Source organism: Rhizobium rhizogenes NBRC 13257, from assembly GCF_000696095.1.
Classification (GTDB): Bacteria; Pseudomonadota; Alphaproteobacteria; order Rhizobiales; family Rhizobiaceae; genus Rhizobium; species Rhizobium rhizogenes.
Genome location: NZ_BAYX01000001.1, coordinates 459,434 through 484,564 on the forward strand (window position 1 = coordinate 459,434; position 25,131 = coordinate 484,564).

Annotated in this window: 21 protein-coding genes; 12 read left to right on the top strand and 9 right to left on the bottom strand. The window is 60.6% G+C overall.

Annotated elements, in window-relative coordinates:
• Positions 1-103 precede the first annotated feature (103 nt).
• The 4 genes from RRH01S_RS02185 to RRH01S_RS02200 all read left to right on the top strand — a co-directional run bounded on the left by RRH01S_RS02185 (position 104) and on the right by RRH01S_RS02200 (position 5,079).
• On the top strand, positions 104-793 hold the full coding sequence (locus tag RRH01S_RS02185; protein ID WP_042469799.1) for a 4Fe-4S dicluster domain-containing protein: 690 nt from the start codon (positions 104-106) through the stop codon (positions 791-793).
• A gap of 77 nt (positions 794-870) precedes the next feature.
• Positions 871-1,611 carry a phosphodiester glycosidase family protein gene (locus RRH01S_RS02190; RefSeq protein ID WP_042469800.1) on the top strand — a complete coding sequence of 247 codons (741 nt, stop codon included), beginning with the start codon at positions 871-873 and terminating at the stop codon, positions 1,609-1,611.
• Between the two features lie 104 nt (positions 1,612-1,715).
• On the top strand, positions 1,716-3,173 hold the full coding sequence (locus tag RRH01S_RS02195) for a glycosyltransferase family 2 protein (RefSeq protein ID WP_037218572.1): 1,458 nt from the start codon (positions 1,716-1,718) through the stop codon (positions 3,171-3,173).
• A 61-nt stretch (positions 3,174-3,234) separates the two neighbouring features.
• The gene (locus tag RRH01S_RS02200; RefSeq protein WP_012651712.1) at positions 3,235-5,079 is read left to right on the top strand and encodes an FkbM family methyltransferase; all 1,845 of its coding nucleotides are present in this window, start codon (positions 3,235-3,237) and stop codon (positions 5,077-5,079) included.
• Positions 5,080-5,164: 85 nt separating this feature from the next.
• Here RRH01S_RS02200 and bmt read toward each other — a convergent pair whose 3' ends face one another.
• From bmt to RRH01S_RS34295, 5 genes are all read right to left on the bottom strand, one after another.
• Positions 5,165-6,178 (bottom strand): betaine--homocysteine S-methyltransferase, encoded by a 1,014-nt coding sequence (gene bmt / locus RRH01S_RS02205; RefSeq protein ID WP_012651711.1) that lies wholly within the window; start codon positions 6,176-6,178, stop codon positions 5,165-5,167.
• Positions 6,179-6,329: 151 nt separating this feature from the next.
• Positions 6,330-7,382 (bottom strand): quaternary amine ABC transporter ATP-binding protein, encoded by a 1,053-nt coding sequence (locus tag RRH01S_RS02210; protein ID WP_034518020.1) that lies wholly within the window; start codon positions 7,380-7,382, stop codon positions 6,330-6,332.
• Positions 7,375-8,286, bottom strand: a complete 912-nt coding sequence (locus tag RRH01S_RS02215; protein ID WP_012651709.1) for an ABC transporter permease — start codon at positions 8,284-8,286, stop codon at positions 7,375-7,377. The genes RRH01S_RS02210 and RRH01S_RS02215 overlap by 8 nt, the downstream gene beginning before the upstream one ends.
• A gap of 246 nt (positions 8,287-8,532) precedes the next feature.
• Positions 8,533-9,531: an ABC transporter substrate-binding protein gene (locus RRH01S_RS02220; protein ID WP_034518022.1), complete on the bottom strand. Its 999-nt coding sequence runs from the start codon at positions 9,529-9,531 to the stop codon at positions 8,533-8,535.
• An 847-nt stretch (positions 9,532-10,378) separates the two neighbouring features.
• The gene (locus RRH01S_RS34295) at positions 10,379-10,522 is read right to left on the bottom strand and encodes a hypothetical protein (RefSeq protein ID WP_007696763.1); all 144 of its coding nucleotides are present in this window, start codon (positions 10,520-10,522) and stop codon (positions 10,379-10,381) included.
• Positions 10,523-10,758: 236 nt separating this feature from the next.
• Between RRH01S_RS34295 and RRH01S_RS02225 the strand changes: the two genes are divergently transcribed.
• Positions 10,759-12,213 (top strand): cobyric acid synthase, encoded by a 1,455-nt coding sequence (locus tag RRH01S_RS02225; RefSeq protein ID WP_012651706.1) that lies wholly within the window; start codon positions 10,759-10,761, stop codon positions 12,211-12,213.
• Here RRH01S_RS02225 and RRH01S_RS02230 read toward each other — a convergent pair.
• Positions 12,210-14,006 carry a chloride channel protein gene (locus tag RRH01S_RS02230; protein ID WP_012651705.1) on the bottom strand — a complete coding sequence of 599 codons (1,797 nt, stop codon included), beginning with the start codon at positions 14,004-14,006 and terminating at the stop codon, positions 12,210-12,212. The genes RRH01S_RS02225 and RRH01S_RS02230 overlap by 4 nt on opposite strands.
• A gap of 722 nt (positions 14,007-14,728) precedes the next feature.
• Here RRH01S_RS02230 and cobU point away from each other — a divergent pair.
• From cobU to cobO, 5 genes are read left to right on the top strand one after another with little or no spacing between them, the layout of a single operon-like run.
• Positions 14,729-15,253, top strand: coding sequence for a bifunctional adenosylcobinamide kinase/adenosylcobinamide-phosphate guanylyltransferase (cobU, locus tag RRH01S_RS02240; RefSeq protein ID WP_042469805.1), 525 nt, complete (start codon positions 14,729-14,731; stop codon positions 15,251-15,253).
• Positions 15,254-15,258: 5 nt separating this feature from the next.
• Positions 15,259-16,308: a cobalamin biosynthesis protein CobW gene (cobW, locus tag RRH01S_RS02245; protein WP_012651703.1), complete on the top strand. Its 1,050-nt coding sequence runs from the start codon at positions 15,259-15,261 to the stop codon at positions 16,306-16,308.
• A 9-nt stretch (positions 16,309-16,317) separates the two neighbouring features.
• Positions 16,318-20,085, top strand: coding sequence for a cobaltochelatase subunit CobN (gene cobN / locus RRH01S_RS02250; protein ID WP_012651702.1), 3,768 nt, complete (start codon positions 16,318-16,320; stop codon positions 20,083-20,085).
• Positions 20,082-20,681, top strand: a complete 600-nt coding sequence (locus RRH01S_RS02255; RefSeq protein ID WP_042469807.1) for a dimethylsulfoniopropionate lyase — start codon at positions 20,082-20,084, stop codon at positions 20,679-20,681. Before cobN ends, RRH01S_RS02255 begins: the two co-directional genes overlap by 4 nt.
• Positions 20,678-21,322 carry a cob(I)yrinic acid a,c-diamide adenosyltransferase gene (gene cobO / locus RRH01S_RS02260; protein WP_007696734.1) on the top strand — a complete coding sequence of 215 codons (645 nt, stop codon included), beginning with the start codon at positions 20,678-20,680 and terminating at the stop codon, positions 21,320-21,322. Before RRH01S_RS02255 ends, cobO begins: the two co-directional genes overlap by 4 nt.
• A gap of 18 nt (positions 21,323-21,340) precedes the next feature.
• Here cobO and RRH01S_RS02265 read toward each other — a convergent pair whose 3' ends face one another.
• From RRH01S_RS02265 to RRH01S_RS02275, 3 genes are all read right to left on the bottom strand, one after another.
• Positions 21,341-22,144, bottom strand: a complete 804-nt coding sequence (locus tag RRH01S_RS02265; protein ID WP_012651700.1) for a helix-turn-helix domain-containing protein — start codon at positions 22,142-22,144, stop codon at positions 21,341-21,343.
• Positions 22,141-22,506, bottom strand: coding sequence for a nuclear transport factor 2 family protein (locus tag RRH01S_RS02270; RefSeq protein ID WP_012651699.1), 366 nt, complete (start codon positions 22,504-22,506; stop codon positions 22,141-22,143). The genes RRH01S_RS02265 and RRH01S_RS02270 overlap by 4 nt, the downstream gene beginning before the upstream one ends.
• A 103-nt stretch (positions 22,507-22,609) precedes the next feature.
• Complete coding sequence (locus RRH01S_RS02275) at positions 22,610-23,395, bottom strand: TSUP family transporter (RefSeq protein ID WP_034519337.1); 786 nt, start codon at positions 23,393-23,395, stop codon at positions 22,610-22,612.
• A 151-nt stretch (positions 23,396-23,546) separates the two neighbouring features.
• Between RRH01S_RS02275 and RRH01S_RS02280 the strand changes: the two genes are divergently transcribed.
• The gene (locus tag RRH01S_RS02280) at positions 23,547-23,951 is read left to right on the top strand and encodes a cobalamin biosynthesis protein (RefSeq protein ID WP_034518028.1); all 405 of its coding nucleotides are present in this window, start codon (positions 23,547-23,549) and stop codon (positions 23,949-23,951) included.
• A 213-nt stretch (positions 23,952-24,164) separates the two neighbouring features.
• Positions 24,165-25,115, top strand: coding sequence for a nucleoside hydrolase (locus RRH01S_RS02285; protein ID WP_007696721.1), 951 nt, complete (start codon positions 24,165-24,167; stop codon positions 25,113-25,115).
• Positions 25,116-25,131: the final 16 nt, after the last annotated feature.

The window sequence follows — 25,131 nt, forward strand, 5'->3', positions numbered from 1 at the left end:
GAGAGCCCGATGCCGCCAGGGAGCAAGGCGGTGCGGTACGTGTTGCCGATCTGATCCAGAAGGAAGTCTGGCGGCCGCATTATGAATATAAGGGGCCGCGCTGATGAGCGGCTCGCCCATGATTGAAAAACTTCGCGCGGCGCTTGGCGTCCACGGAGTTTTTGTTCGTGGCGTGGTATGTTTTGAGGAAGGCGAGGGGCCGTTGCTGCGTGATGGCACGCCGGCACGAAGCGTCATTTTGCTCGGTAATATCGGTGGCTCGATCTGGCAGCCGTTTTCGCGCTGGCGGCAGTTGTCCGAAAATACCGGATGTCGCGACCCACTCGACGACTGGTCGAAAGCGATCATCCAGCCGATTGCCGCAGCCTTGGGCGCGACCGCTTATTTCCCCTCCGATCCGCCGTGGCAGCCATTTCAGCGGTGGGCAATGCAGGCGGAAGGTTTGAGCGCATCGCCGCTCGGCATTCTGATCCACCCGGAATACGGCCTGTGGCATGGCTATCGTGGTGCTCTGGGGTTTGCAGAGTCTATTGAAGAGCATGGAGCAAGGACGGTGTCTAAGCATCCCTGCGATCATTGTGCGGAGAAGCCTTGTTTGACGGCCTGTCCCGCCGATGCAGTCACATCCGTTGGATTCGACGTTGCGGGCTGTCGGTTGCATCTGCGGACGGATATGGGGCAAGTTGGCTGTATGATCGGCGGCTGTCTGGCGCGCAACGCCTGTCCCGTGGGAGCCAGCTATCGCTATTCGCCGGCACAGCTTGCCTTTCACATGGCTGCACTCCACCCTTAGAAAGGCGAGGCGATTCCTTCTTTCGCCGCATTTGCGATGCGCTTTGGCGCAACTAAAATTTTCTCCGGAGTTGTCGCTTGATTCGATTGCTGACCGTGCTTGCCATTCTTGCCTGCGCCACGACGGCCTTTGCCGACGAGGCCTGCCGCAAGGTTCTGCATCTTGGCGACAGCTACACCGTCTGCGCCTTCGATCCCACCATCGACGGCATCCAGCTTTATGAATATGACCACAGCGGCAAGCCCTATGGTTCGTTTCGGGCTCTGGAAAGCCATCTCGCCCAGGACCGTCTCTTTGTCCGCTTCGCGATGAACGGCGGCATGTATCAGGACGATCTCTCGCCAGTCGGCCTCTACGTCGAGGCAGGCAAGCAGTTGAAGGCGATTAACACCAACAAGGGCTGGGGTAACTTTCATCTCCTGCCGAACGGCGTCTTCTATATCCAGCCGGGCCGCGCCGGCGTTATGGAAAGCAAGGCCTTTGTCGCTTCCGGCATCAAGCCCTTCTACGCGACACAGTCCGGGCCGATGCTGGTGATTGACGGCAAGCTGCATCCGTCGTTCCTTGCCGATAGCACCAGTTTCAAGACGCGTAATGGCGTTGGCGTCTCAGCGGATGGCAAGGTCGTCTTCGCCGTCTCCGATGGCTTCGTCCGCTTCCATGATTTCGCAACCCTGTTCCGCGACGAACTCGGCTGCGCCAACGCGCTTTTCCTTGATGGCAGCATTTCCAGCCTCGATATTCCGGCATGGCAAAGGCGGGATGGCTTCTTCCCGCTCGGTCCGATCATCGCGGTGACGCGATCGCTGCCGGGCTGAGTGCAACGGGGCGTAAGGTTGGAACCAGCCACAATCGCTAATCCACATCGCAGGGGGATTTTATCCTTCGGATGCGGATTGTCGGATTGGGGCTTCGAACATCGATGACGGAAATTGCAGGCGAGGCAAAAGCGCTGATCTTTATGACGGCGCGCGATTGCGAAATGTATGTCAGGCAATCCCTGGCGAGCCTCTCCAGGCAGACGCTCGATGATCTGCACGTTCTCTTTATCGACGATCGCTCCGACGACGACACCGGTGTTATCGCAGCGGCACTGCTCAAAGATCTTTTCCCCAATCGCCACACCTTCATCCGCAACGAGACGCGGCTCGGAAAGTCGCGCAACGTCTGGGAGCATCTGAGACCGCGCACCAAGATGGCCGAGTTCATCGCCATGCTTGATGGCGACGACCAGCTGATCATTCCCAACATTCTGGAGCGGATGTCTGAGAGCTATGCCGGTGGGCAGGATGTCGTCTGGACGAATTTCGTCACCGATGGCGGCGGGGTAGGCGGCAATGGCGCTCTCGATCCCAACCTTTCGCCGCGCCGGCAGGGTTGGAAGACCAGCCATCTCTTCAGTTTCCGCGCCTCGCTGCTGGATAATGTGCCCGAGGGCTATTTGCGTGACGATGCCGGACAATGGTTCATGGCGGCCTGCGACATCGCCCTTGCCCTGCCCATTCTTGATCAGACCCGACGTTATGAGTTCATCCCGGTCAATGCCCATCGTTACACGGCGACCAATCCCTATTCGCACCATAATCTCGATCCGCAGTCGCGCGGGCTGAATTCCACCACGCAGCAGCGGTCTGCACAGGAAGTATTCAATAAGCCGCCGCTGCCGCTCACCCGGCCGGCAAACGCTACCGTCGCTGCGCCTGTCGCCGTTGCAGATTTCGTCGAAAGCCGCGTGCCCGTCGTGGCAGCTGCGGACGCCTGGCAGGAGACTGCGGGCGGTATCCTCGTCGCCGGTTACCCGACTTTGCTCGACGCCCAATCGGTCGCCGGCCGCAATCCATTGACGCCGATGCAGATCTGGGCGCTTCGCCGTGCGGCCCTGAGCAGGGGCGACGCTCCGAATATTCTGCACATCGGCGCGCCGCGTTCGGCATTGGCGCTGGCGTCCATTCTCTCCGGCCTCGATGCCGGGCTGAACTGCCTGTGTCTTTCGCCGGAGCAAGTCGGCGATATGGAAGCCCGCTTCGTTGCCAGCGGTCTGACCGAGGGCATTTCCATCATCGAATCCGAAGCGGCCAACATAAATTTCGAAGAGGTCTCCGCTGTCTTTCCAGATACAAGGCAGATCAGCGAGGACATCAAGTTCGATCTGGTGGTCGTGGATCTGTGGAACACGTCCTATCCGGCCGAGAGCGCACTCGTCGCCCTGCCGGCGCTGGCAAACAACCTTTCGCCGCGCGGCTTCAGCTTCTGCCTTTTCGCCCAGGACAGCGCCACCGAGGCGATGGCTGCCAAGCGTTGGGCCAGCGTCAGTTCCGGCCTGAAATTCTGCCTTAATGCCATCGGCGGTAGCGGATTGATGGTCATCGGCGGCCGCTGATGATGCACTCGGACGCGCCGACATATTTTCGATAAACCTCTGCACGTTGGAAAGAACCGCGATGACTCTGCAAGCCACGGTCGCCTGCGAAGTGAATAGCTACCGGACCCCGGTCCGATTCCACCTTCCCAATCCGAACGATCACATCCAGAGGATCATCCTGCAGAGCCGCGCGTTCTACGAGCGGGCGATGCTGGAAGATATCGGATCCTCCTTGCCGGAGGATGCCTTCGTGATCGATGTCGGCGCCAATATCGGCAATCACACGCTGTTCTTCAGCGCTGTTGCCGGTGCCAGGATACTGGCAATCGAGCCGAATGGGGAAGCGCTGCATATTCTTCGGGCCAACGTAAGTCTGAACGGCTTGCAGGATCGTGTCGATATCAAGCCGATAGCCTTGGGTGCCGAGGCGGGCATGGGAAATGTCATTGAAGAGGATTCCTCACGACTGGGGATGGCCCGCGTCATGGTTACGGCCGACGGGCAGGTTCCGGTAGCTCGCCTTGACGACATCGCTCGGGGGCAGCATGTGCACCTGATCAAGATCGATGTCGAGGGCATGGAGGTGGACGTGTTGCGCGGCGCCATCGGCACGATAGAGCGATGCAGCCCGAAGCTGCTCGTCGAAGCGGCGACGGCGCAGGCCTTGCAGGATGTCGAGGCTGTTTTGCGGCCACTCGGCTATCGCAAGATCAAGGTTTACAACGAAACGCCGACCTATCTATTCGAAGCGAAGTTTGCGGATGCCTATCCGGAAAAGCGCATCCAGGCGATCGATCCCATGCACGTCGCTGCCCTGCCGCCGACGGAGGAGATCGTTGCCGGCATGGCGACGGTCGCCGGCAACGAGGTCGCGCTGCGAGCGACCGTCATGTCCCTGTTGCCGCAGGTCGATCGGCTCTATGTCTATCTCAACGGCTTCACCGAAGCGCCACGCTTCATTGCCGAACATCCGAAGATCCGGCATTTCATCGACACCGATGGCAGCCGCTATGGCGATGCCGGCAAGTTCTGGGGGCTGGAGCAGGTCAAGGACGCGATTTATATCAGCTGCGACGACGACATTATCTATCCTGATGATTTCGTCGCCCGCATGGTTGGCGAGTTGGCGCAATTACGAGGGCAAGCCGTTGTCAGCGTACACGGTTCGATCATCTTGCAGCCGAGCCACGGCTACTACAAGGATCGCAGTCGTGCCGTCTTCCACTATGAGCGCGCCCTGATGCGGCGTCGCCGGGTCCATGTTGCCGCGACCGGCACCAGCGCTTTCCACTCCAGCGTGGTGCAAGTGACGCTCGCCGATTTTCGTCATCGCAATATGGCGGACATCTGGCTCACGGAGTATTTGCATCGCCGGGGTATTCCCTCTTATGTCGTGCCGCGCAACGACGGCTGGCTGAAGTCGATAGAGGTGCCGCGCGCGACGATCTATGCGCAATCGGCAGCCGGCACGGGGTCGGCCTATGACAGTTCGAGCAAGCAGGACGAAGTTCTGTCGGCGATATATCCGATCTCGCTCCTGAGTTCAGATGCGGAGAATGCCTCGTCGATCATCTATCTCGTGGATGCTGACCGTCCCGACGGGCTGGTGGAGTTCATCCTGGCAGTCGCCGGGCGCGAGCGCGATCCGGTGGTTTTCGTCACCTGCGATCATGAAACCGAGGCCATGCGCAATGTGACGCTTCATCCGGAGTTTCTCTGCGAGGTGCATCTCATCGCTCGCAGCGGCGGTAATGCGTCCGCCTATTTCGAATTGCTGTCGAGGCATGCGGGGCGGGTCAAAGCCTGGACTCTTCGCGGCGGCAACGAGCTGAAATTGGCGGGTGCCGGCGAATGGGAGAAATGGTTCGTACCGAACACATCTGCCGCAAGTTTCGTGCCCACGGCGGCTTTGTCGGAGGCATAAATCGCCCGTGATAGCCGTCAGGCACGGAACTCGGGTTGCGGCGAACCGGCCGTAATGTCTCTACCGGCTTCCATATCGGCGAACCTTAGCCGCGGCGGCGGCGCTCTCGTGCCGGTGCGGCTCCGCCTTCATTGGCGGTCTTGTTGCGCAGCGGGCCGATGCGCTCGATGATGGTTTCCAGCGTCGGGCGTGGGCCGGGTGTGTAATTGTCGAGCGCCTCGCGCATAGCGGCGAGATGGTTACAGGAGGTGCCGCAGCAGCCGCCAATGATCTTGGCGCCGGCGTCGCGGGCAAGGCGTGCGTAGTCGGCCATCAGCGGCGGCGTGCCGGAATAATAGATTTCGGCGCCGCGATATTCGGGAATGCCACAATTGCCCTTGACGATGATGGTGGCAGTCGGATCAGCCTCGGTCATGTCGAGCAGGCTCGAGAGAATATCCGATGCACCGACGCCGCAATTGGCGCCCGTGGCGAGCGGACCCTCGCCGACGTCCTTGGCAACGTCATGAAGATCCTTTGGATGCAGGCCCATCATGGTCTTGCCGGCGGTGTCGAAGGAGCCGGTATAGGTGTAGGGCAGGCCGACCTTGACGGCGGCTTCAGCCGCGGCGCGGATTTCTTCCGCCGACGACATGGTTTCGATCCAGGCGACATCGACGCCGCCTGCCTTCAAGCCTTCGATCTGTTCGGCAAAGGCGGCAACGGCATCCTCGTAGGTCAACGCGCCGAGCGGCACCAATAGCTCGCCGGTCGGGCCGACGGAGCCGGCGACGATGACCTTGCGGCCGGCCTTGTCCGCAACGGCGCGGGCGATTTCCGCCGCCGTCTTGTTCAGGTTGTGAACGCGATCCTGCGCATGATGCAGCTTCAAGCGGTGACGCGTGCCGCCGAACGTGTTGGTGAGGATGATATCGGCGCCGGCATCGACGAAATCCTGGTGCAGCTTGGTGATGCGCTCAGGATGCTGTTCGTTCCAGATTTCCGGCGCTTCACCGGCCTCCAGCCCCATGGCGAAGAGATTGGTGCCTGTAGCGCCATCGGCGAGCAGCACGCCCTTTTCGGCGAGAAGATCGGTCAAGGGATTGGCTGTGACGGTCATAGGGCCTCCTCGGATGTTCTGGATTGAAATGCAGATATAAACATTTCTTTATGTGATCGCAATGTCGGGATGAAGGCGGAGCTTGCTCGATGATCCGATGTCGAAGAAAAGCGCCCGGGCAGGGCGCTTTCCACTTGCGACGGTGTTGATTTCAGGCTGCTGCCATTCTCGTCGTTTCATGCGTCGTCGGTGTCACCATGGCGGTGATGATGCCTTGCAGGTCGATCGTGCCGATCGGCCGGCCGGCGGCATCGGTGACGATGGCAGCGTTCTGCGCGTTGTCGGTCATCTGCTTGGCTGCCATTTCCAGCGTCATGTCGCCCGGCAAACGGGGGCCGTGGGGCTCGCCGGCAATCGGCTTCATGACGGTTTGGGTCTGGATGACGCGGCCACGGTTCACCTCCTTGACGAAAGCGGTGATGTAGTCGTCGGCGGGTCTGAGCACGATCTCCTGGCCGCTGCCCTGCTGCACGACCTTGCCGTCGCGCAGGATGGCGATCTTGTCGCCGAGGCGCAGCGCCTCATCGAGATCGTGGGTGATGAAGACCACGGTCTTCTTCAATTCCTTCTGCAGATCGAGAAGCACGCTCTGCATGTCGACGCGGATCAGCGGGTCGAGCGCGGAATAGGCTTCGTCCATCAGCAGGATGTCGGCGTCATTGGTCAATGCCCGAGCAAGGCCGACGCGCTGCTGCATGCCACCCGAAAGCTGGTTCGGATAATGATTTTCGAAGCCTCTAAGACCGACGCGCTCGATCCAGTATTGGCCCTTTTTCGCGCTCTCGGGGCGGGAAACGCCCTGGATGTCCAGGCCGTAGATGGTGTTTTCGATCACCGTGCGGTGCGGCAGCAGGGCGAATTTCTGAAACACCATCGCCGTCTTGTGACGGCGGAACTCGCGCAGGGCATTCTCGCCCATTTTGCAGACATCGACGCCGTCATAGAGCACTTCGCCGGCCGTCGGCTCGATCAGCCGGTTGATATGGCGGATCAGCGTCGATTTGCCGGAGCCGGAGAGGCCCATGACGACGGTAATGGCGCCGGCGGGCATGTCGATGTTGATATCCTGCAGGCCGAGAACATGGCCGTGCGTCTCATTGAGTTCAGCCTTGCCGAGGCCGTTCTTGACCGCATCCACATAGTCGCGCCCGCGTGGGCCGAAGATCTTGTAGAGGTTCTTGATCTGGATCGCGTGACTAGCCATGGAGGACCTCAGAGTGCTTTTGGAGCCGTTTGCCGTAGGCCTGGCTCGTACGGTCAAAAATGATGGCAATCGCGACCAGGGCGAAGCCGTTTAGGAAGCCAACCGTGATGAACTGGTTGTTGATGGCCTGCAGCGTGTTCTTGCCGAGCCCGCCGACGCCGACCATCGAGGCGACGACGACCATGGCGAGCGCCATCATGATGGTCTGGTTGATGCCGGCCATGATGGTCGGCAAGGCCAGCGGGATCTGCACGTTGAACAGCTTTTGCCGGTGCGACGAGCCGAAGGCGTCGGCTGCTTCCAGCACTTCCTTATCGACGAGGCGGATGCCGAGATTGGTCAGGCGGATTATCGGCGGGACGGCGTAGATGACGACGGCGATCAGGCCCGGCACCTTGCCAATGCCGAAAATCATGACGACGGGGAGGAGATAGACGAAGGTCGGCATCGTCTGCATCACGTCGAGGGTCGGATTGATGATCGATTGCAGCCGGTCGGAGCGGGCCATCAATATGCCGATCGGAAGGCCGATGACGATGGCGATGAGGGTACAGACGGTCACCATGGCGAGCGTCACCATCGTGTCGCCCCAGAGACCACAGACGCCGATCAGGATCATGGAAATGGCGGTGCCGGCGACGATCTTGAGATTGCGGCTGGCGGCATAGACAACGCCCATCATGACAAGGATCACGATGAACCAGGGCGTATTGGTGAAAAGCCATTCCAGATGGTTCAGAAACCATTGCAGCGGCTGCACCACGGTGTCGATGAGATTGCCGTAGGAACGCACGGTCGCCCTGAAGCCGTCATCGATATTCTTGCGCGCGAGGCGGATCAGCGTCTCGTCTATCGCCGGAAAATTACACAGAACATCCGGCAAGACACTACATTGAATAGCCATGAACTTCCCCTTCTTGCCCGGTTGTTGTCCAGCCCATGCGTGTCGCCTTCACGCAAGATGGTACAGCAACACTGAGCCGGTTCTTCAGGCTGCCTCTTCTTTTTTACATCATTCGCAGGCGCCATTCTGGACTTGTTGCGACCTTGGGCCGTGCCGGCCTGTCGGTATATGAGCGCCGCCGCAGGCGTTGTGAATGCGGAACTGGCGGCCGACAGAGTGCCTGCCGCCAGTTTCGGCGTTTCCTAGTCAGAGCGACGCCTTGACCTTGGTCGCGACGTCGGCGGAAACCCACTTGGTCCACATGTCGGGGTAGGTCTTCAGGAAGTACTTTGCTGCATCTTCGTTCGTGCCCTGGTTATCCGTCATCCAGGCGAGAACCTTGCCGACCGTGCCATTGTCCCATTTGCGGGTCTTGACGTAGTCCATGGCGACGCTTGCCTTGGATGCGAAAGCCTTCGTCACGACCGTATAGACCTCGGAAACAGGATAGGAATTGACCTTCGGATTGGCGCAATCCTGCTGCGAGGTGCAGGCGTCCCACTCCTTCTTGTCGTGCGGCACGTCGAAGCTCAGGCGCACCATGTCGTATTTGCCGAGGATGGCAGTCGGCGCCCAATAGTAGCCGAGCCAGCCAGTCTTCTTTTCGAAGGCATTGGCGATCGAGCCGTCGAGGCCGGCGGCCGAGCCGGTATCGACCAGCGTGAAGCCGAGCTTCTCGGCGCCAGTCGCCTTATAGAGATTGGCAGTGGAAATCTGGCAGTTCCAGCCCGACGGGCAATTGTAGACGGCGCCCTTTGAAGAATCTTCCGGGGCAGGGAAGAGTTCCGGATGCTTCAATGCATCTTGGACGGTCTTGATGTCGGGATGGGCGTCGGCGAGGAACTTTGGAATCCACCAGCCTTCGACGCCACCGTCGCTGAGAAGCGGCGCCGCCTCGATCAGGCTGCCTTCGGAAACGGCCTTGTCGAGCGCGATGCGCACCGAGTTGATCCAGAGTTCGGGCGCGATGTCAGGCGTGCCCTTTTCGTTCATAGAGGTGAAGGTCGGCTGCGTGTCGCCGGTGACCAGCGTTACGTTGCAGCCGTAGCCATTCTGCAGGATGATCTTGTCGACCTGCGCGGCGACGCCGGCGGATGCCCAGTTCATTTCGGCGATCGACACGTCGCCGCATTCTGCAGCCTGTGCCGAGCCAGCCAAAGCATAGGCACCGACTGCGAAGATGGCGGAAGCGATAAGCTTCTTCATTGGATTACGTCTCCCAGTTTCTCGTTAAGTTACGGAAATCGGTGCCAGGCGGACTTGACGCCTGCCGATCCCCCGTCAGCGTGGTCGAACCACAACCGTTCACGCGCCGCTGACGACGTCTGTCCGGTCCCCTATGCTGCTGTCGTGCGTTTGCTTTTTATGTGGTCGCGAAACCCTGTCGCAGCCATGCTCTCTTCACATCGACGTGAGGCAGCCTAATGATTTGAGGGGGGAAATCAACCTACTGTTGGTCAATCCGACTTACGGCGACTTATCGGGAAGCCTATATAAGCGTTTGAATTAGCCTCTTTTCCGCTATTCATGGCTGTAAAATGGGCATTGGGAGCCGGGGGTGAGTGCTCGGATCCGGCAGGGATGAATTGTCTCTAAAATATCGCGTCCGACAGAGACTTTTTATATTCCATTCGCGGCGTTTTTGACGTCTTGAGAAAAACCCGAAAATTTTCGGAAAATCTTTCGGATTCATCCTTATTTAAGCACTTAATAACCCTCCGGTAACGATGTCCGGCTATCAATCGAGATGTGGCGGGGGACACCGCCCCATCTCCGGATCAGGTAGTGCGTCCCGGAGATAGCGAGCCTTGCAGTGTAATATGCAAGCGAGCCGGCGTTTTTTGGCAAACCGCGTCGATCCCCGGATCGCGCGGTTTTCGCGTTTCAGGCCCTGGTCTCACTGTTGCCGTCAGAATCGATGTAGCATGCATGCGTCACGGCGCATAAGCAGGCGCCAGCTTTGCTCGCTGAATGAATGGTGGGAACATAAGGAAAGCCGCCGATGCGGTCGCATGGCGGCTTGTTGTACGGCGGGCTGTGGCTTGACGGTCGATCAGCCGACGCTGTAGGTGCGGATGAAACCGACGGGGCCGGAGCGAGTGTCGAGCTGCTGCAACCGGGTGTCGGGGCGGGGTGCCGGCAGCTTGGAATTCCAGGCGATCTGGATGGAATTCTTGTTGTTGAAGATGAAGAGCATCAGGGTATCCTCCGGGCCGGATCGGCCGGCTTTTGTTGTATGATTTGGTGGTGGAGATAATCCTGTTCCACAGGGCGAGCAATGGATGAAATCGTCATCCGATGTCGCAAATAGAGTAAATGATAACGTGGTGCATTCTTGCCCTGGACAGCAGGTTCCCAGCCCTTGCTGATGGCGGCAAAATCAAGGCAAAATCCTGGTATTCCAGTAACAAAGACCGATCGGAGCGATGACGGATGACGAAGGCGATCATGCTGCAGGGGACCGGCTCCGATGTCGGAAAAACGGTATTGGTTGCCGGGCTCTGCCGTCTCTTCGCCAATAGGGGCGTTCGCGTGCGTCCGTTCAAGCCGCAGAACATGTCCAACAATGCGGCCGTCGCCGAGGATGGTGGCGAGATCGGCCGGGCGCAATGGCTGCAATCGCTGGCCGCGCGCGTGCCGTCCTCGGTGCATATGAACCCTGTGCTTCTGAAACCGCAGTCGGAGACCGGTAGCCAGATCATTGTGCAGGGCAAGGTCTGGGGACATGCCAAGGGCAGGGATTACCAGGCGCTGAAGCCGCAACTGCTCGGCGCCGTGCTGGAAAGCTTTGCGACCATGCGTGCCGGAACCGATCTGGTGATCGTCGAGGGTGCGGGTTCTCCCGCCGAAATCAATCTCAGGCAGGGCGATATTGCCAATATGGGCTTTGCCACCCGCGCCAACGTGCCGGTGGTGCTGGTCGGCGATATCGATCGCGGTGGTGTCATTGCCTCCCTGGTCGGCACCTACCATATCCTGCCGGAGGAAGACCGGAGGATGATCCGCGGCTATATCATCAACAAGTTTCGCGGCGATGTCTCGCTGTTCGGCACGGGGATCGAGGCTATCGGTGGCTTCACCGGCTGGCCCTGCCACGGCATCGTGCCGTGGCTGAAGGCGGCAGGCCGGCTGCCGCCGGAGGACTCGGTGGTGCTGGAGCGGCTGGCACGGGGTTCCGACGGCGCGCTGAAGATTGCCGTTCCCGTTCTGCCGCGCATAGCCAATTTCGACGATTTCGATCCGTTGCGCGCCGAGCCGGATGTCGATCTGGTCTTCGTTCGCGCCGGCGAGCGGCTGCCTGCGGATGCGGGGCTGGTGATCCTGCCGGGCTCGAAATCGACCATCGGCGATCTTATGGATCTGCGGGCGCAGGGATGGGATCGGGATATCACCGCCCATGTCAGGCGCGGCGGTCGCGTCATCGGCATTTGCGGCGGCTATCAGATGCTTGGCCGCATGGTCCATGATCCGCTCGGCATCGAGGGATCGGTCACGGAGACGCCGGGGCTCGGCCTGCTCGATGTCGAGACCGAGATGGCGCCGGAAAAGACCGTGCGCAACAGCACGGCTCTGTCCACGGAATATGATGCTCCGCTATCCGGCTATGAAATCCATCTCGGCGTGACGCGCGGCAAGGATTGCGACCGGCCTTCGACCGTGATCGACGGCCGGCCGGATGGCGCGCGCTCCGGCGACGGCCTGATCATGGGCACCTATCTGCACGGGCTTTTCTGCAGCGATGCCTATCGGGCAAAGCTGTTGGCAAGCTTCGGCCTGAGCGGCGAGCGAATGGATTACCGCGCCAGCGTCGAGACGGCGCTGGATGAGATTGCCACGGAACTGGAAGCGGTGCTTGATCCGGCCTGGCTCGACAGTCTCGCGGGTTAGAGCTCGCCGGAGACCTCGCGGCGGCGGCGGTCGAGTTCTTCGCTGTAGCGGCGCAAAGTATAGCTCTCGGTGAGCAGACCGATGACCCGGCGCTCGATGAGGTCATTGACCACCACTAAGGCTTCACTTGCCGTCTGGTCGAACAAAGCAGCGGCCTGCTTGGCGTTCATCTGCGGCTGTAGGAAGTCGTTGCGGTGGCGGATGAAGTCGGCAAGGCCGTGTTGTTCGTCGTCTTTTTCGACCGGGCTCGCATAGATGTCCGGCACCAGCACCATGCCGGCATATTTCTCTTCCCTGTCGAGCAGAATGACGCGCTGGGCCGAGCCGATCGGAAAATCGTGCCGAAACTCCTCGATACTCATGTCGACTTTTGCCGTGTGTACATCCGGGCGCATCATCCGTGCGACCGTCAAATTGCGGATCCAGCCGACGTCATGGGCACTGCGGATGCTTTCGCCGCGCAGATGGAAGCGCCATGTGGCGAAGGAATAGCCGAAGGTGGTGCGTACCACCAGCGACGAGGTGATGACGGCCGCCAGCACCAGTGCTGTAATCGGGAAATCGCCGGTGATTTCCAGCGCCAGGAAAGTCATGGTTAGCGGCCCGCCGATGATGGCGACCGCAAGCGAACTCATGCCGACCACGGCGTAGATGACCGGCGTCAGCGTGGTGTGATCGAAATAGGGAGCGCAATAGGCGAAGATCTTGCCGAGCAGCGCGCCCATGAACAGCGAGGCGAAGAACAGGCCGCCCCTGAAGCCGGAGCCGATCGAAACCGCGGAGGCAAGCGACTTCAGCAAAAGGAGGCTCGCCAGTCCCCATAGGGTGACTTCGCTGCCGAGGTTCAGATGCAGTGCGCCATGGCCGGCGGAGAGAACCTGCGGTGAGATCAGCGCCAGAAGGCCGACGACCAAACCGCCGAGCGCCGGGCGAAAGGGGGGCGCGATCGAACTCTTGCGCGCAAGCTCCTCGACGAAGGCAACGCCCTGCATGATCAGGATGCCGACGCCGGCGCAGAAGCCGCCGAGCAGGATGGCCGGGATATAGTCGGCGGGGACCACGGCACCGAATCGTCCGACATCGATCGCAAAATCATCGCCGGCAAGCATACGGGCGATGAAGGTCGAGATCAGCGCCGAGACGACGACCGGGGTCAGCGTCAGAATGGAATAAGTGCCGATGATCAACTCGAAGGCATAGAAGGCGCCGGTGAGCGGTGCGTTGAAGGCGGCGGCAATGGCGCCGGCCGCACCGCAGCCGACCAGCATCCGAAGATCGGCGCGTCGGAACTGCATCTTGTAGCCGAATTTCGAGGCGATACCGGCAGCGAGCTGGGTATAGCCGGCCTCCAGCCCGACAGAGGCGCCGAAACCGTTGGAGATCAGGTTCTGCACGGCGACGAGGATGCTGTCGGTGAGCGACAGGCGGCCGCCGTGGAGCGCATTGGCCTCGATCGGGTCGATCATCGGCTTTTTGCGGATGCGTGACATAATGAAGATCATCAGGCCGAGCAGGATGCCGCCAGCGATCGGGGCGATCAGCAGCAGCGACTTGTCGGTAATCTGCATGGCGGCCGAGCTCAGCCGGTCGTCATCGGGGATGCCATAGACGAGGCTGTGCAGCTCGCGCGAAATGAGACTCATCGCCGTGACGGCGCAACCGGAGGTGACGCCGACGAAAGCGCCGGCGATGACGAGGCCGAGTTCGCCACGACGAAAAAGCGCCCTCAGCCGGCTAGCGCTGAAAAAGGCGGAGAGAACACCAAGACGGCGTGGTTGAAATTTCTGCAACATGGGGAACTGACGATAGTTTCGTGCTCAGGTTTATATACCTGGCTTCCATAAACTCCTAACATCAAACAATTACGGCAAAAAGACTGCGCGATCAGTGGTTCCCGAGCTATTTTCGCTGTTGGAACAGCCGATGTCGTATCCGCTGCCTTGATTGACTTGCCAGGGCCGAAAGCCTAATCATTGCGGCATAACGAATGGTTCCCGAGCGGCGATCTGTCGCATGGGATGAAAAGGGAATGTGAAGGGACGGACCCAATCCGGGCGTTCTCATCACAGCCGACCCCGCGACTGTAGAGCGGTCAGGGTTTTCCATTCGGTTTTGGGGCATTTCGCTGACAGTTCGCAATGGTGCGGGCGAGTGGAAACAGCTTCAGAGCCGGAAAAAGCCACTGGCGTGGCATCATGATCAACCAGGGCTGGACGCCTCTAATATCTACGAATCGTCCGCTTTTTCATGATGATCTGCCGGGAAGGCGAGGAAGATCCGCTGGTGCATGAGCGGGGGCGACCGGTTTCGGTTCGCCTCCGCTTGCCGCACCTTACCCGCGAGCCAGGAGACCTGCCATGCGTACCGGGCGCAAAGCCTATTTTGGGACGCATGTCTCGTTGCCAGCACGGAGGTTGTCATGGCGCCAAACGAATTTTTCGCGCGTAAGCGCCGGCTTTTCGGGCCTAGCCGCTTTGTGCCGATCTGCCCGCTCGTGCGGGGGCGGTAATAGCTCATGTCATCCTCCCCATCCCGCGCTGTCTTCGTTCTCGGCGGCGCGCGCTCCGGCAAATCCCGATTCGCCGAATCCCTGATCTCCGATACCGGTCTTGACCGTCATTATGTGGCGACCGGGCAGGCCTGGGATGAAGAGATGCGCGATCGCATTGCACAGCATCGCCGCGATCGCGGCGACCTCTGGACGACGCATGAAGAGCCGCTTGATTTGACCGCCCGGCTGGCGGCGATCGATGGCGATGGCCGTGCCGTTCTCGTTGATTGCCTGACGCTCTGGGTCACCAACCTGATGATGGCCGAGCGTAACATTGCGGCGGAATTCTCCGCTCTCACCGAATTTCTACCGAAGGCCAAGTCGCGGCTTATCCTCGTTTCCAACGAGGTCGGGCTCGGCATCGTGCCGGAAAACCGCATGGCGCGCGAGTTTCGCGATCATGCCGGCCGGCTGCACCAGATGATCGCGGCGGCAAGCGCCGAAGTCTATTTTATCGCGGCGGGACTGCCGCTGAAAATGAAGGGTTGATCCGCATGAACCAGGAAAAGATTCCCGCCACCGTCATCACCGGCTTCCTTGGCGCCGGCAAGACGACGATGATCCGCAATCTGTTGCAGAACGCCGGCGGCAAGAAGATCGCCCTGATCATTAATGAATTCGGCGATCTCGGCGTCGATGGCGACGTGCTGAAGGGCTGCGGCGCGGAGAACTGCACCGAGGACGATATCATCGAGCTGACCAACGGCTGCATCTGCTGCACTGTCGCCGATGACTTCATTCCGACCATGACCAAGCTTCTGGAGCGCGACGTGCGCCCCGATCATATCGTCATCGAGACATCCGGCCTGGCGCTGCCGCAGCCGCTGGTCGCGGCCTTCAACTGGCCGGATATCCGCACCCAGGTCACCGTCGACGGCGTCATCACCGTGGTCGATAGCGCCGCCGTCGCCGCCGGCCGTTTCGCCGATGATCATGACGCTGTGGAAGCCCGCCGCGTCGAGGATGATTCGCTCGATCACGAAAGCCCGATCGAGGAATTGTTCGAGGATCAGCTCACCTGCGCCGACCTGATCGTTCTCAACAAGACCGACCTGATCGACGTCGCAGGCCTGGGCCGCGTCCGCGCCGAAGTCGCGTCGCGCACCGTGCGCAAGCCGACGATCATCGAGGCGAAGAACGGCGACGTCCCGGCCGCCATCCTGCTCGGCCTCGGCATCGGCACGGAAGCCGACATCGCCAACCGCAAATCGCATCATGAGCTGGAACACGAGGACGGTGCACCGCACGATCACGACGAATTCGACAGCTTCGTCGTCGAGCTCGGCCCGATCGCCGATCCCACTTCGTTCATCGAAAAGCTGAAGGGCGTGATTTCCGAACATGATGTCCTGCGTCTCAAGGGTTTCGTCGATGTGCCCGGCAAGCCCATGCGCCTGCAGATCCAGGCCGTCGGCAGCCGCATCGACCATTATTTCGACCGCGCATGGACGCCGGGCGAAGCGCGCGCGACGCGGCTGGTGGTGATCGGGCTGCATGAGATGGACGAAGGGATCGTGCGCAAGTCGATCGAGGCTTTGGTCTAAGGCAGAGCCATGCATCTCCTCCTAGCGCAAAAGGGTACGATCAGTGACGGCGAGGAGGCGATCGATCTCGGTCAGTCGCCGGGCGATATCCTGTTCCTGTCGGCGGCCGATACGGAGCTTGCGGCTATCGCCGCCGCCCATGAGCAGGGAGAGGCTGGCTATTCGCTGCGGCTCGCCAGCCTGATGAGCCTCAAGCATCCGATGTCGGTCGATACCTATGTCGAGCGGACAGCGAGGCATGCGAAGCTGATCATCGTCCGCGCGCTCGGCGGCGCCAGCTATTTCCACTATGCGCTCGAGGCGCTGCATGCTTGTGCCGCGCGCAGTGGCGCTCTTATTGCGGTGCTGCCGGGGGATTCGAAGTCCGATCCGGGGCTGATGCCGTTTTCCAATATCGCGCTCGATGATCTCAATGCGCTGTGGTCCTACCTGATCGAAGGCGGGGATGCGAATTCGCGGGCGTTTCTTGGCTATGCCGAGGCGATGCTGTCGGGGGCAGAGAAGCCGGCAACGGCATCACCTCTGATAAAGGCCGGGATCTGGTGGCCGGGCAGGGGCGTGATTGGGGTTGAGGAGTGGAAGAGTATCTCCGAATTGGCGGTCCCGGAGGGACTCGAACCCCCAACTATTGCCATCTCCTTCTATCGCGCCCTCGTCCAGAGCGGTGAAACCAAGCCTGTCGAAGCCTTGATCGAAGCCTCTATTGCCGAGGGCATGCGGCCGCTGCCGGTGTTTGCCTATAGTCTCAAAGATCCGGTATCAATCGGTATCCTAGAGAGCGTTTTCACCGAATTGAAGCCGGATGTCGTCGTCAACACGACCGGGTTTGCGGTCTCGGCGCCGGGTGCCGATCGACAGCCGACCGTGCTGGAGACGAGTGATGCAGTCGTGCTGCAGGCGATCTTTTCCGCTTCATCGAGAGAGGCCTGGGATGCCTCGTCACAGGGGCTTTCGGCGCGCGATCTCGGCATGAACGTCGCGCTGCCCGAGGTGGATGGGCGTGTGCTTGCCCGCGCCGTCTCGTTCAAGGCGGCGGCGCGCTATGATGAGCGCGTCGAGGCCAATATCGTTGCCAGTGAGCCAGCCGAGGACCGCATGCGCTATACGGCGCGGCTTGCCGCCAATTGGGCACGGCTGCGTAGGACGCCGCCGCCGGAGCGGCGTGTGGCATTGGTCATGGCCAACTATCCGAATCGTGACGGAAGGCTTGGGAACGGCGTCGGGCTCGATACGCCGGCGGGTACGATCGAGGTGCTGAAGGCGATGCGGAAGACGGGTTACCCGGTCGCCGATCTGCCCGGTGATGGCGATGCGCTGATCCGGCATCTGATGGACGGACCGACCAACTCCGGTAACGATGGCAAGGTTATTCGCGAGACACTTTCTTTAAGCGAATACAAATGTTTCCTCGCGTCTCTTCCCAAGCAGATTCAGGACGAGATCATTACCCGTTGGGGCAATCCCGAGAGCGATCCCTATGTTCGCGACGGCGTTTTTGCACTGCCATTCACCCGCTTCGGTGAAGTGCTGGTCGGCATCCAGCCGGCGCGCGGCTATAGTATCGATCCGAAGGAAAGCTATCATTCCCCGGATCTTGTGCCGCCGCATGGCTATCTCGCTTTCTATGCGTTCCTGCGCCAATCCTTTGGCGCGCATGCGATCATCCATATGGGCAAGCATGGCAATCTCGAATGGCTGCCGGGCAAGGCCCTGGCGCTGTCGGAAGTCTGCTATCCGGAGGCGATCCTCGGGCCGTTGCCGCATCTCTATCCCTTCATCGTCAATGATCCCGGCGAAGGCACGCAGGCCAAGCGCCGCACGAGCGCTGTCATCATCGACCACCTGACGCCGCCTTTGACCCGCGCCGAGAGCTACGGTCCGCTCAAGGATCTCGAAGCGCTGGTGGACGAATACTACGAGGCCTCCGGCGGCGATCCGCGCCGTATTCGCCTGTTGCGCAAACAGATCCTTGATCTCGTCGCCGATATCGGCCTCGATCAGGATGCGGGCATTGCAAAGGGCGAAGGCGAGGATGAGGCGCTGAAGAAGCTCGACGCCTATCTTTGCGATCTCAAGGAAATGCAGATCCGCGATGGGCTGCATGTTTTCGGCGTTTCGCCGGTGGGTAGGCTGCTTACGGATTTGACGGTGGCTCTGGCGCGGGTGCCGCGGGGATTGGGCGAAGGGGGCGATCAGAGTTTGCAGCGGGCGATTGCGCGGGATGCGTTGCGCCAGGATACGCCGTTCGATCCCTTAGATTGCGATATGGCCGCCGAATGGACTGGCCAGCGCCCCGATATTCTCTCCGGCGTTTCCGACGATCCGTGGCGCACGCAAGGCGATACTGTCGAGCGCATCGAACTTCTGGCCGCGAAATTCGTTGCTGGCGGTATCGCATGCCCCGAGGACTGGACGCACACACTCGCCGTTCTCGCCGAAATCGAAACCTGCCTGAAACCCTCGATCCTTGCGTGCGGAGATGCCGAAATCTCCGCCCTGATGAAGGGCCTGGATGGCCGGTTCGTGCCACCTGGTCCTTCCGGTGCGCCAACGCGCGGCAGGCCGGATGTGTTGCCGACAGGACGGAACTTCTATTCGGTCGATAGCCGCGCAGTGCCGACGCCGGCCGCCTATGAGCTTGGCAGGAAGTCGGCAGAGCTGTTAATCCGCCGCTATGTGCAGGATCATGGCGAATGGCCGGTCTCCTTCGGGCTGACGGCCTGGGGCACGTCGAATATGCGTACCGGTGGCGACGATATTGCCCAGGCGCTGGCGTTGATTGGCGTCAAGCCAATCTGGGACATGACCTCGCGGCGCGTGACGGGCTATGAGATCATCCCGCCCGCTCTGCTGCGTCGCCCGCGCGTCGATGTCACGCTGCGCATTTCTGGCTTCTTCCGCGATGCTTTTCCGGAGCAGATTGCGCTGTTCGACAAGGCAATCCGCGCGGTCGGCGCGCTGGAGGAGGATGCGGCGGACAATCCGATTGCGGCGCGCATGCGTGGCGAGATCACGCGGCTTGAGGCGGCGGGATTGGACCAGGCTTCGGCCAGCCGGCGTGCCGGCTATCGCATCTTCGGCTCCAAGCCGGGTGCTTATGGCGCCGGGCTGCAAGCGCTGATCGACGAGAAGGGCTGGGAGCGGCGCGCCGATTTGGCGGAGGCCTATCTCGTCTGGGGCAGCTATGCCTATGGGGCGGGCGAGGACGGGAAGGCCGAGCGCGGTGTGTTCGAGGAACGGTTGCGCTCGATCCAGGCTGTCGTGCAGAACCAGGACAATCGCGAACACGACCTGCTCGACAGCGACGATTACTACCAGTTCGAAGGCGGCATGGCGGCGGCGGCAGAGCAGCTCGCCGGCGCGCGCCCGTCGATCTACCACAACGACCATTCCCGACCGGAAAAGCCGGTCATCCGCTCCTTGGAAGAGGAGATCGGCCGTGTCGTGCGCGGCCGTGTCGTCAATCCGAAATGGATCGATGGCGTCATGCGCCATGGTTACAAGGGCGCCTTTGAGATCGCAGCGACGGTCGATTATCTCTTTGCCTTCGCGGCGACGACAGGCGCCGTGCGCAATCATCATTTCGAGGCGGTTTATCAGGCTTTCGTGGTCGATCAGAAAGTGCGCGACTTTATGGCCGAGAAGAATCCGGCCGCCCTTTGCGAAATGAAGGAGCGCCTGCTGGAAGCCATCGACCGCCAGCTCTGGACGCCGCGCAGCAATTCTGCCCGGTTCGATCTGGAGGCTCCTGTGCGTGGCAAGGAGGCCGTGGCGTGAGTGCGGCCGGCGATCTTCTTCAGGCTTTTCATGGCTACGTGATGTCGCGGAGCGATCCCCTATTGCAGCGTTTCATCGAAGGCTTTGATTGGCGGATGGATAAGCGGCTGCTTGCTGCCCATAGACTGCCCGTATTGGACCATCTGAATGGGCTCCACGCGCCGGCCGATGCCGCAGAGCGTGATCTGTTCTCCGCCCTCTCAAGCACCGCAAGCGCTCTGCATTGGGGGCAGACCTATAGCATTGCCGATTTCGGTGCGGATTTCCTCCAGAGATACGGTTGGGTCGAGCTGTTCGGTACGCGAGGTCACTTCGTCAGCGATGATATGGCCGGCGGCTTTCTGCTGCTTGGGCCGGACGTCCATTATCCGGATCATCATCATACAGCGGAGGAAATCTATATTCCGCTGACCGACGGGGCGCTGTGGAGCAAGGACGGCCAACATTTCCTGCCGCGCTGGTCCGGCGAGATCATTCATCATCCCTCGGACATCCGCCATGCGATGCGGACCGAGAAGATGCCGCTGGTGGCGCTTTACCTCTGGCGAGGCGGACCGCTGGCGCAGAAATCCATCATTTCAGGGAGAGAAAAATGAGTGAAGACATAGCCGAAACCGGCACTGACGCACCGAAAAACGACGACGCCCGCCATTCCGACAAGATGGCCAAGAAGAAAGCCGCGCGAGACAAGATCATGGCAACGAAGACCGACGAGAAGGGTCTGATCATCGTCCACACCGGCAAGGGCAAGGGCAAATCGTCCTCCGCCTTCGGCATGATCTTTCGCCATATCGCCCACAAGAAGCCATGCGCGGTGGTGCAGTTCATCAAGGGCGCGATGTGGACGGGCGAGCGGGATCTGATCGAGACGCATTTCTCCGACATCTGCCAGTTCCACACGATGGGTGAGGGCTTCACCTGGGAAACGCAGGACCGCGCTCGCGACGTGGCTGCGGCGACGGCGGCCTGGGAAAAGGCCAAGGAGCTGATCCGCGACGAGCGCAACTCGATGGTGCTGCTCGACGAGATCAACATCGCGCTGCGCTATGATTATCTCGATATCAACGAGGTGGTGGAATTCCTGAAGGGCGAAAAGCCGCACATGACGCATGTTGTGCTCACCGGCCGCAACGCCAAGGAAGAGCTGATCGAGATCGCCGATCTCGTCACTGAAATGGAGCTGATCAAACATCCCTTCCGCTCCGGCATCAAGGGACAGCCGGGCGTCGAGTTCTGATTGGAGGAGTGACGCGCTTCAGCCGACTGACATCGTCGCCCTCAACAGATCAGCCGTCTGCTGATCCGCAGGAAAGAAGGATTCGATTGCCAGTTCCGACAGGGTGACGTCGACAGGGGTGCCGAAGACGGTGGTGGTCGAGATCAAGGAGAGGCGCCCGGCTTTGGTGGTGAGTTCGAGCGGCACGGCAATGCCGGCATAGTCCTGTCCGTGTGGGTTCGGCCTTGGTGTCGGCGGAGCGGGATAGGCTGCAAGTTCTTTCAGCAATGCCGTGAGGATGAGATCGCCGGTGGCAGTGATCTGCTGGCGCAGGCGTTCGAGCAGATGGGCGCGCCATTCCGGGAGGTTTAGGATGCGAGGCGCGAGGCCGCCCGGATGCAGGCTCAGCCTCAACACGTTCACCGGTGGTTTAAGCAGTGTGACGTCGACGACGTCGGAGAGCAGGGGTGCGACCGCGGCGTTTGCGGCGATCAGCGTCCAATGCCGGTCGATCGCCAATGCCGGAAAGGGTTCGTGGCCCTTCAGAACGAGGTCGATAGCCCGGCGTGCCGGGGCAAGTGCCGGGTCGTCCAGCGAGCGTTCCGGAAAGACCGGCGCGAAGCCGGCGGCCAGCAACATCGGATTGCGATCTCTAAGCGGCACGTCCAGCCGCTCTGCGAGATGCATCAGCATATCGCGGCTCGGAAGCGCGCGCCCGCTCTCGATGAAGCTGAGATGCCGTTGCGATATCTCTGCTTCAAGGGCGAATTCGAGCTGGCTCAAACGGCGGCGCTGCCGCCATTCGCGCAGGTAATCGCCGAGAGAGCGGGCGGGCATCATCATGCGGCTGCCGGCATCTGGTCGATGAAACCATGAACGGCTTTCAGCCGCTCGCCGTCGAGAATGGCGAAATCGGTGCCTTTGACCAGCGGTTCGCTACCTTCCGGGCCGAGATCCCAGGAGAAGCGGATATTGTCGCCGTGGCGATCGGCGGAACCGGAGAGTTTGAAGCGGAAATCGGGGAAGCGGTCCTGCACGGCGGCGACCAGGGCATTGATCTGCTCGCGGCCCTCGCCGCGCATCAACGGGTCGATATAGCTGCAGGATTCCGTCCATGCTTCGGTGATGAGCGCGCGTCGGCGCTCGGCATCGGTTTCGTTCCAGACGGCGATATAGCGTTCGGCAATGGTTTTCGCATCGGTCATCGGGTTGTCTCCTTTGGATCGCCTGAACCGTTCAGGCAGGGCGATCATCGGCGAGCCCTTAAACAGTATCAATTACGCCTCAGGTAATCAAAGCTGCCCGATATCAAAATCCCAGCCAGAGCCGAACTGGATTGGTCGGATCGGCCAGCAGCTTGATGGCGAAGGCGATGCAGACAATGACCAGCAGCGGCTTGATCAGCCGCGCGCCGATACGCATGGCGAGCCGCGAGCCGACTTGCGCCCCGAGGAACTGGCCTAAGCCCATCACCAAACCGACCTTCCAGAGGATGGCGCCCGAGAAGATGAAGACGATCAGGCCGCCGAGGTTCGAGCCGAAATTCAACAGCTTGGTATGCGCGGTCGCCTTCAGCAGGCCGAAGCCGGCGAGTGCGACGAAGGCGAGCATCAGGAACGAGCCTGTGCCGGGACCGAAGGCGCCGTCGTAGAAGCCGATCAGTGGCACCAAGGTGATGCCGAAGAGGCCGGCGCTCATGCGGCGGTGTTTTTCGACATCGTTGAGATTGGGCTTGAAGGCGAAATAGAGGGCGATCGCGATTAGCAGGAAGGGCAGGATGATGCGGAGGACATCGCCGGGCATGATCGTCGCCAGTGCCGCGCCCAGCATGCCTCCGATCACGGCCATCAATGCCATCGGCAATTGCTCGCGGAGCTGCACATGGCCCTGGCGGGCATAGGCGATGGTCGCGGAGGCTGCGCCGCAGATCGATTGCACCTTGTTGGTGCCAAGTGTCTGCAGCGGCGGAATGCCGGCAAGCAGCATGGCGGGCACCGTAACCAACCCGCCACCACCGGCAATCGAATCGACAAATCCAGCGAAGAAGGCGGCGGCAAAGAGCAGAAGCAGCAGATGAAGGGTAATGTCTGGCAAGGCGGGAACTCGGCGGTATGAAATCGAGGCGCCTTCTTGCATTCCTGTTGTGCCAAGGCAATTGCCGATGGGACACATTGCACGAAATTGACGGGCAGGGGATGGCTGGGTAGATGTGTTTGACCATAACCACCGCCGCCGAGGAATGACTATGACGACCTATTCCAATTCTACGCGCCGCTTCCTTCTTGGCTTGGGTTGTGAGCGCGGCACGGATTGGAATGATGTGCGTCTGCTTGCCGAACGGGCCATGCAAGAGGCCGGGATAGGGGCCGATCAGCTCCTTGCGGTGGTCTCGATCGATACGCGAATGAATGAGCCGGCGATGCTGGAGGTGGCCACGCATTTCCGCCTCCCACTTCGGTGTTTCAACGTTGCCGCGCTGGAGCGGGAGACGCCGCGTTTGAAGAATCCGTCCGATCTCGTTTTTGCCCATGTCGGTTGCCATGGTGTCGCCGAGGCTGCGGCATTGGCTGCGGCTGGACCGGATGCTGAGCTTGTCGTTCCGAAAATCAAATCCGCCTTTGCCACGGCCGCCATTGCGAAAATCGGATGAACACCGGTCTTTTGGCATCGTTTCGTCGCAATTTGTGACGAATTTGCGTGAGCTCGCTTCCGATATTGCAGAAATGGCCGCTGTGGGTATGGTGAGGTATCTCGCCGATCGCGGTTCTCGCGTGTCCCGGCAATCCCGAAATATGATCTCCGAAATTGCAGCGCCATTTTGGGAGAATCCTATATTTTATCAGAATGTTAAGAAGGAAATATCATGCATAAGGTAATTTACGATACGGACCCTGGCGTCGATGACGCCATGGCGCTTCTCTTTCTGCATCGTCATCCGGATATCGATCTTCTCGGCGTCACCACCGTATTCGGCAATGCTTCCGTCGATACGACGACGCGCAATGCGCTGTTCCTGAAGCGCGAGTGGAACATTCCTTGTCCCGTTGCCCGCGGCGCCAGCGTCACCTTCGATCCCTCGCGGCAGGAGCGGCCGTGGCCGACCTTCGTACACGGCCATAACGGTCTCGGCGATATCGAGGTGCCGGCAACGATCGATCTGCCCACCGATCCGCGTCCGGCCTATCAATTCATCATCGATACCGTCCGCGCCAATCCGGGCGAGGTGCGGCTGGTGGCCGTCGGCCGCATGACCAATCTGGCGCTGGCGCTGAAGCACGATCCGGAGATCGCCAAGCTGGTCAAGGATGTCGTCATCATGGGCGGCAATTTCTACGTTCCGGGCAATGTTACGCCGGTGGCGGAAGCCAATATTCATGGCGACCCCGAAGCGGCAGATGCCGTTATGACCGCATCGTGGAAGGTCGTAGTCATCGGGCTCGACGTGACCGCGGTCACGACGATGAGCCGGACCTATCTCGCCGATATGGCGAAAGTCGGCGGGCCGTCCGTGCAGCTTCTGTCCGACCTGTCGCAATCCTATATCGATTTCTACGGCCATATCGTCGATGACGGTATGATGGTGCATGATAGCTGCGCCTGCGTCTATGTCGTGGCGCCGGAGCTGTTTGATGCGATCGAGGGTGCGGTGCGCGTCGTCTGCGGCGGCATTGCCGACGGCCAGACGATCGTCAAGCCGAACGGCCGGCACTTTCCGCCGAACGAATGGGACGACTTGCCGAGCCAGATCGTCTGCACCGGTATCCGTTCTGAGGCGACGATCGATCTGATCCGTGATGTGATTCTCGGCAAGTGAGCCACTAAAGTCAGTC

What these genes read in the sequence shown, in the direction of transcription:
- RRH01S_RS02185 (WP_042469799.1), top strand. Translation starts at nt 104, where the DNA reads ATGAGCGGCTCGCCCATGATTGAAAAACTTCGCGCGGCGCTTGGCGTC.
- RRH01S_RS02195 (WP_037218572.1), top strand. Translation starts at nt 1,716, where the DNA reads ATGACGGAAATTGCAGGCGAGGCAAAAGCGCTGATCTTTATGACGGCG.
- RRH01S_RS02200 (WP_012651712.1), top strand. Translation starts at nt 3,235, where the DNA reads ATGACTCTGCAAGCCACGGTCGCCTGCGAAGTGAATAGCTACCGGACC.
- bmt (WP_012651711.1), bottom strand. Translation starts at nt 6,178, where the DNA reads ATGACCGTCACAGCCAATCCCTTGACCGATCTTCTCGCCGAAAAGGGC.
- RRH01S_RS02210 (WP_034518020.1), bottom strand. Translation starts at nt 7,382, where the DNA reads ATGGCTAGTCACGCGATCCAGATCAAGAACCTCTACAAGATCTTCGGC.
- RRH01S_RS02215 (WP_012651709.1), bottom strand. Translation starts at nt 8,286, where the DNA reads ATGGCTATTCAATGTAGTGTCTTGCCGGATGTTCTGTGTAATTTTCCG.
- RRH01S_RS02220 (WP_034518022.1), bottom strand. Translation starts at nt 9,531, where the DNA reads ATGAAGAAGCTTATCGCTTCCGCCATCTTCGCAGTCGGTGCCTATGCT.
- RRH01S_RS34295 (WP_007696763.1), bottom strand. Translation starts at nt 10,522, where the DNA reads ATGCTCTTCATCTTCAACAACAAGAATTCCATCCAGATCGCCTGGAAT.
- RRH01S_RS02225 (WP_012651706.1), top strand. Translation starts at nt 10,759, where the DNA reads ATGACGAAGGCGATCATGCTGCAGGGGACCGGCTCCGATGTCGGAAAA.
- RRH01S_RS02230 (WP_012651705.1), bottom strand. Translation starts at nt 14,006, where the DNA reads ATGTTGCAGAAATTTCAACCACGCCGTCTTGGTGTTCTCTCCGCCTTT.
- cobU (WP_042469805.1), top strand. Translation starts at nt 14,729, where the DNA reads ATGTCATCCTCCCCATCCCGCGCTGTCTTCGTTCTCGGCGGCGCGCGC.
- cobW (WP_012651703.1), top strand. Translation starts at nt 15,259, where the DNA reads ATGAACCAGGAAAAGATTCCCGCCACCGTCATCACCGGCTTCCTTGGC.
- cobN (WP_012651702.1), top strand. Translation starts at nt 16,318, where the DNA reads ATGCATCTCCTCCTAGCGCAAAAGGGTACGATCAGTGACGGCGAGGAG.
- cobO (WP_007696734.1), top strand. Translation starts at nt 20,678, where the DNA reads ATGAGTGAAGACATAGCCGAAACCGGCACTGACGCACCGAAAAACGAC.
- RRH01S_RS02265 (WP_012651700.1), bottom strand. Translation starts at nt 22,144, where the DNA reads ATGATGATGCCCGCCCGCTCTCTCGGCGATTACCTGCGCGAATGGCGG.
- RRH01S_RS02270 (WP_012651699.1), bottom strand. Translation starts at nt 22,506, where the DNA reads ATGACCGATGCGAAAACCATTGCCGAACGCTATATCGCCGTCTGGAAC.
- RRH01S_RS02280 (WP_034518028.1), top strand. Translation starts at nt 23,547, where the DNA reads ATGACGACCTATTCCAATTCTACGCGCCGCTTCCTTCTTGGCTTGGGT.
- RRH01S_RS02285 (WP_007696721.1), top strand. Translation starts at nt 24,165, where the DNA reads ATGCATAAGGTAATTTACGATACGGACCCTGGCGTCGATGACGCCATG.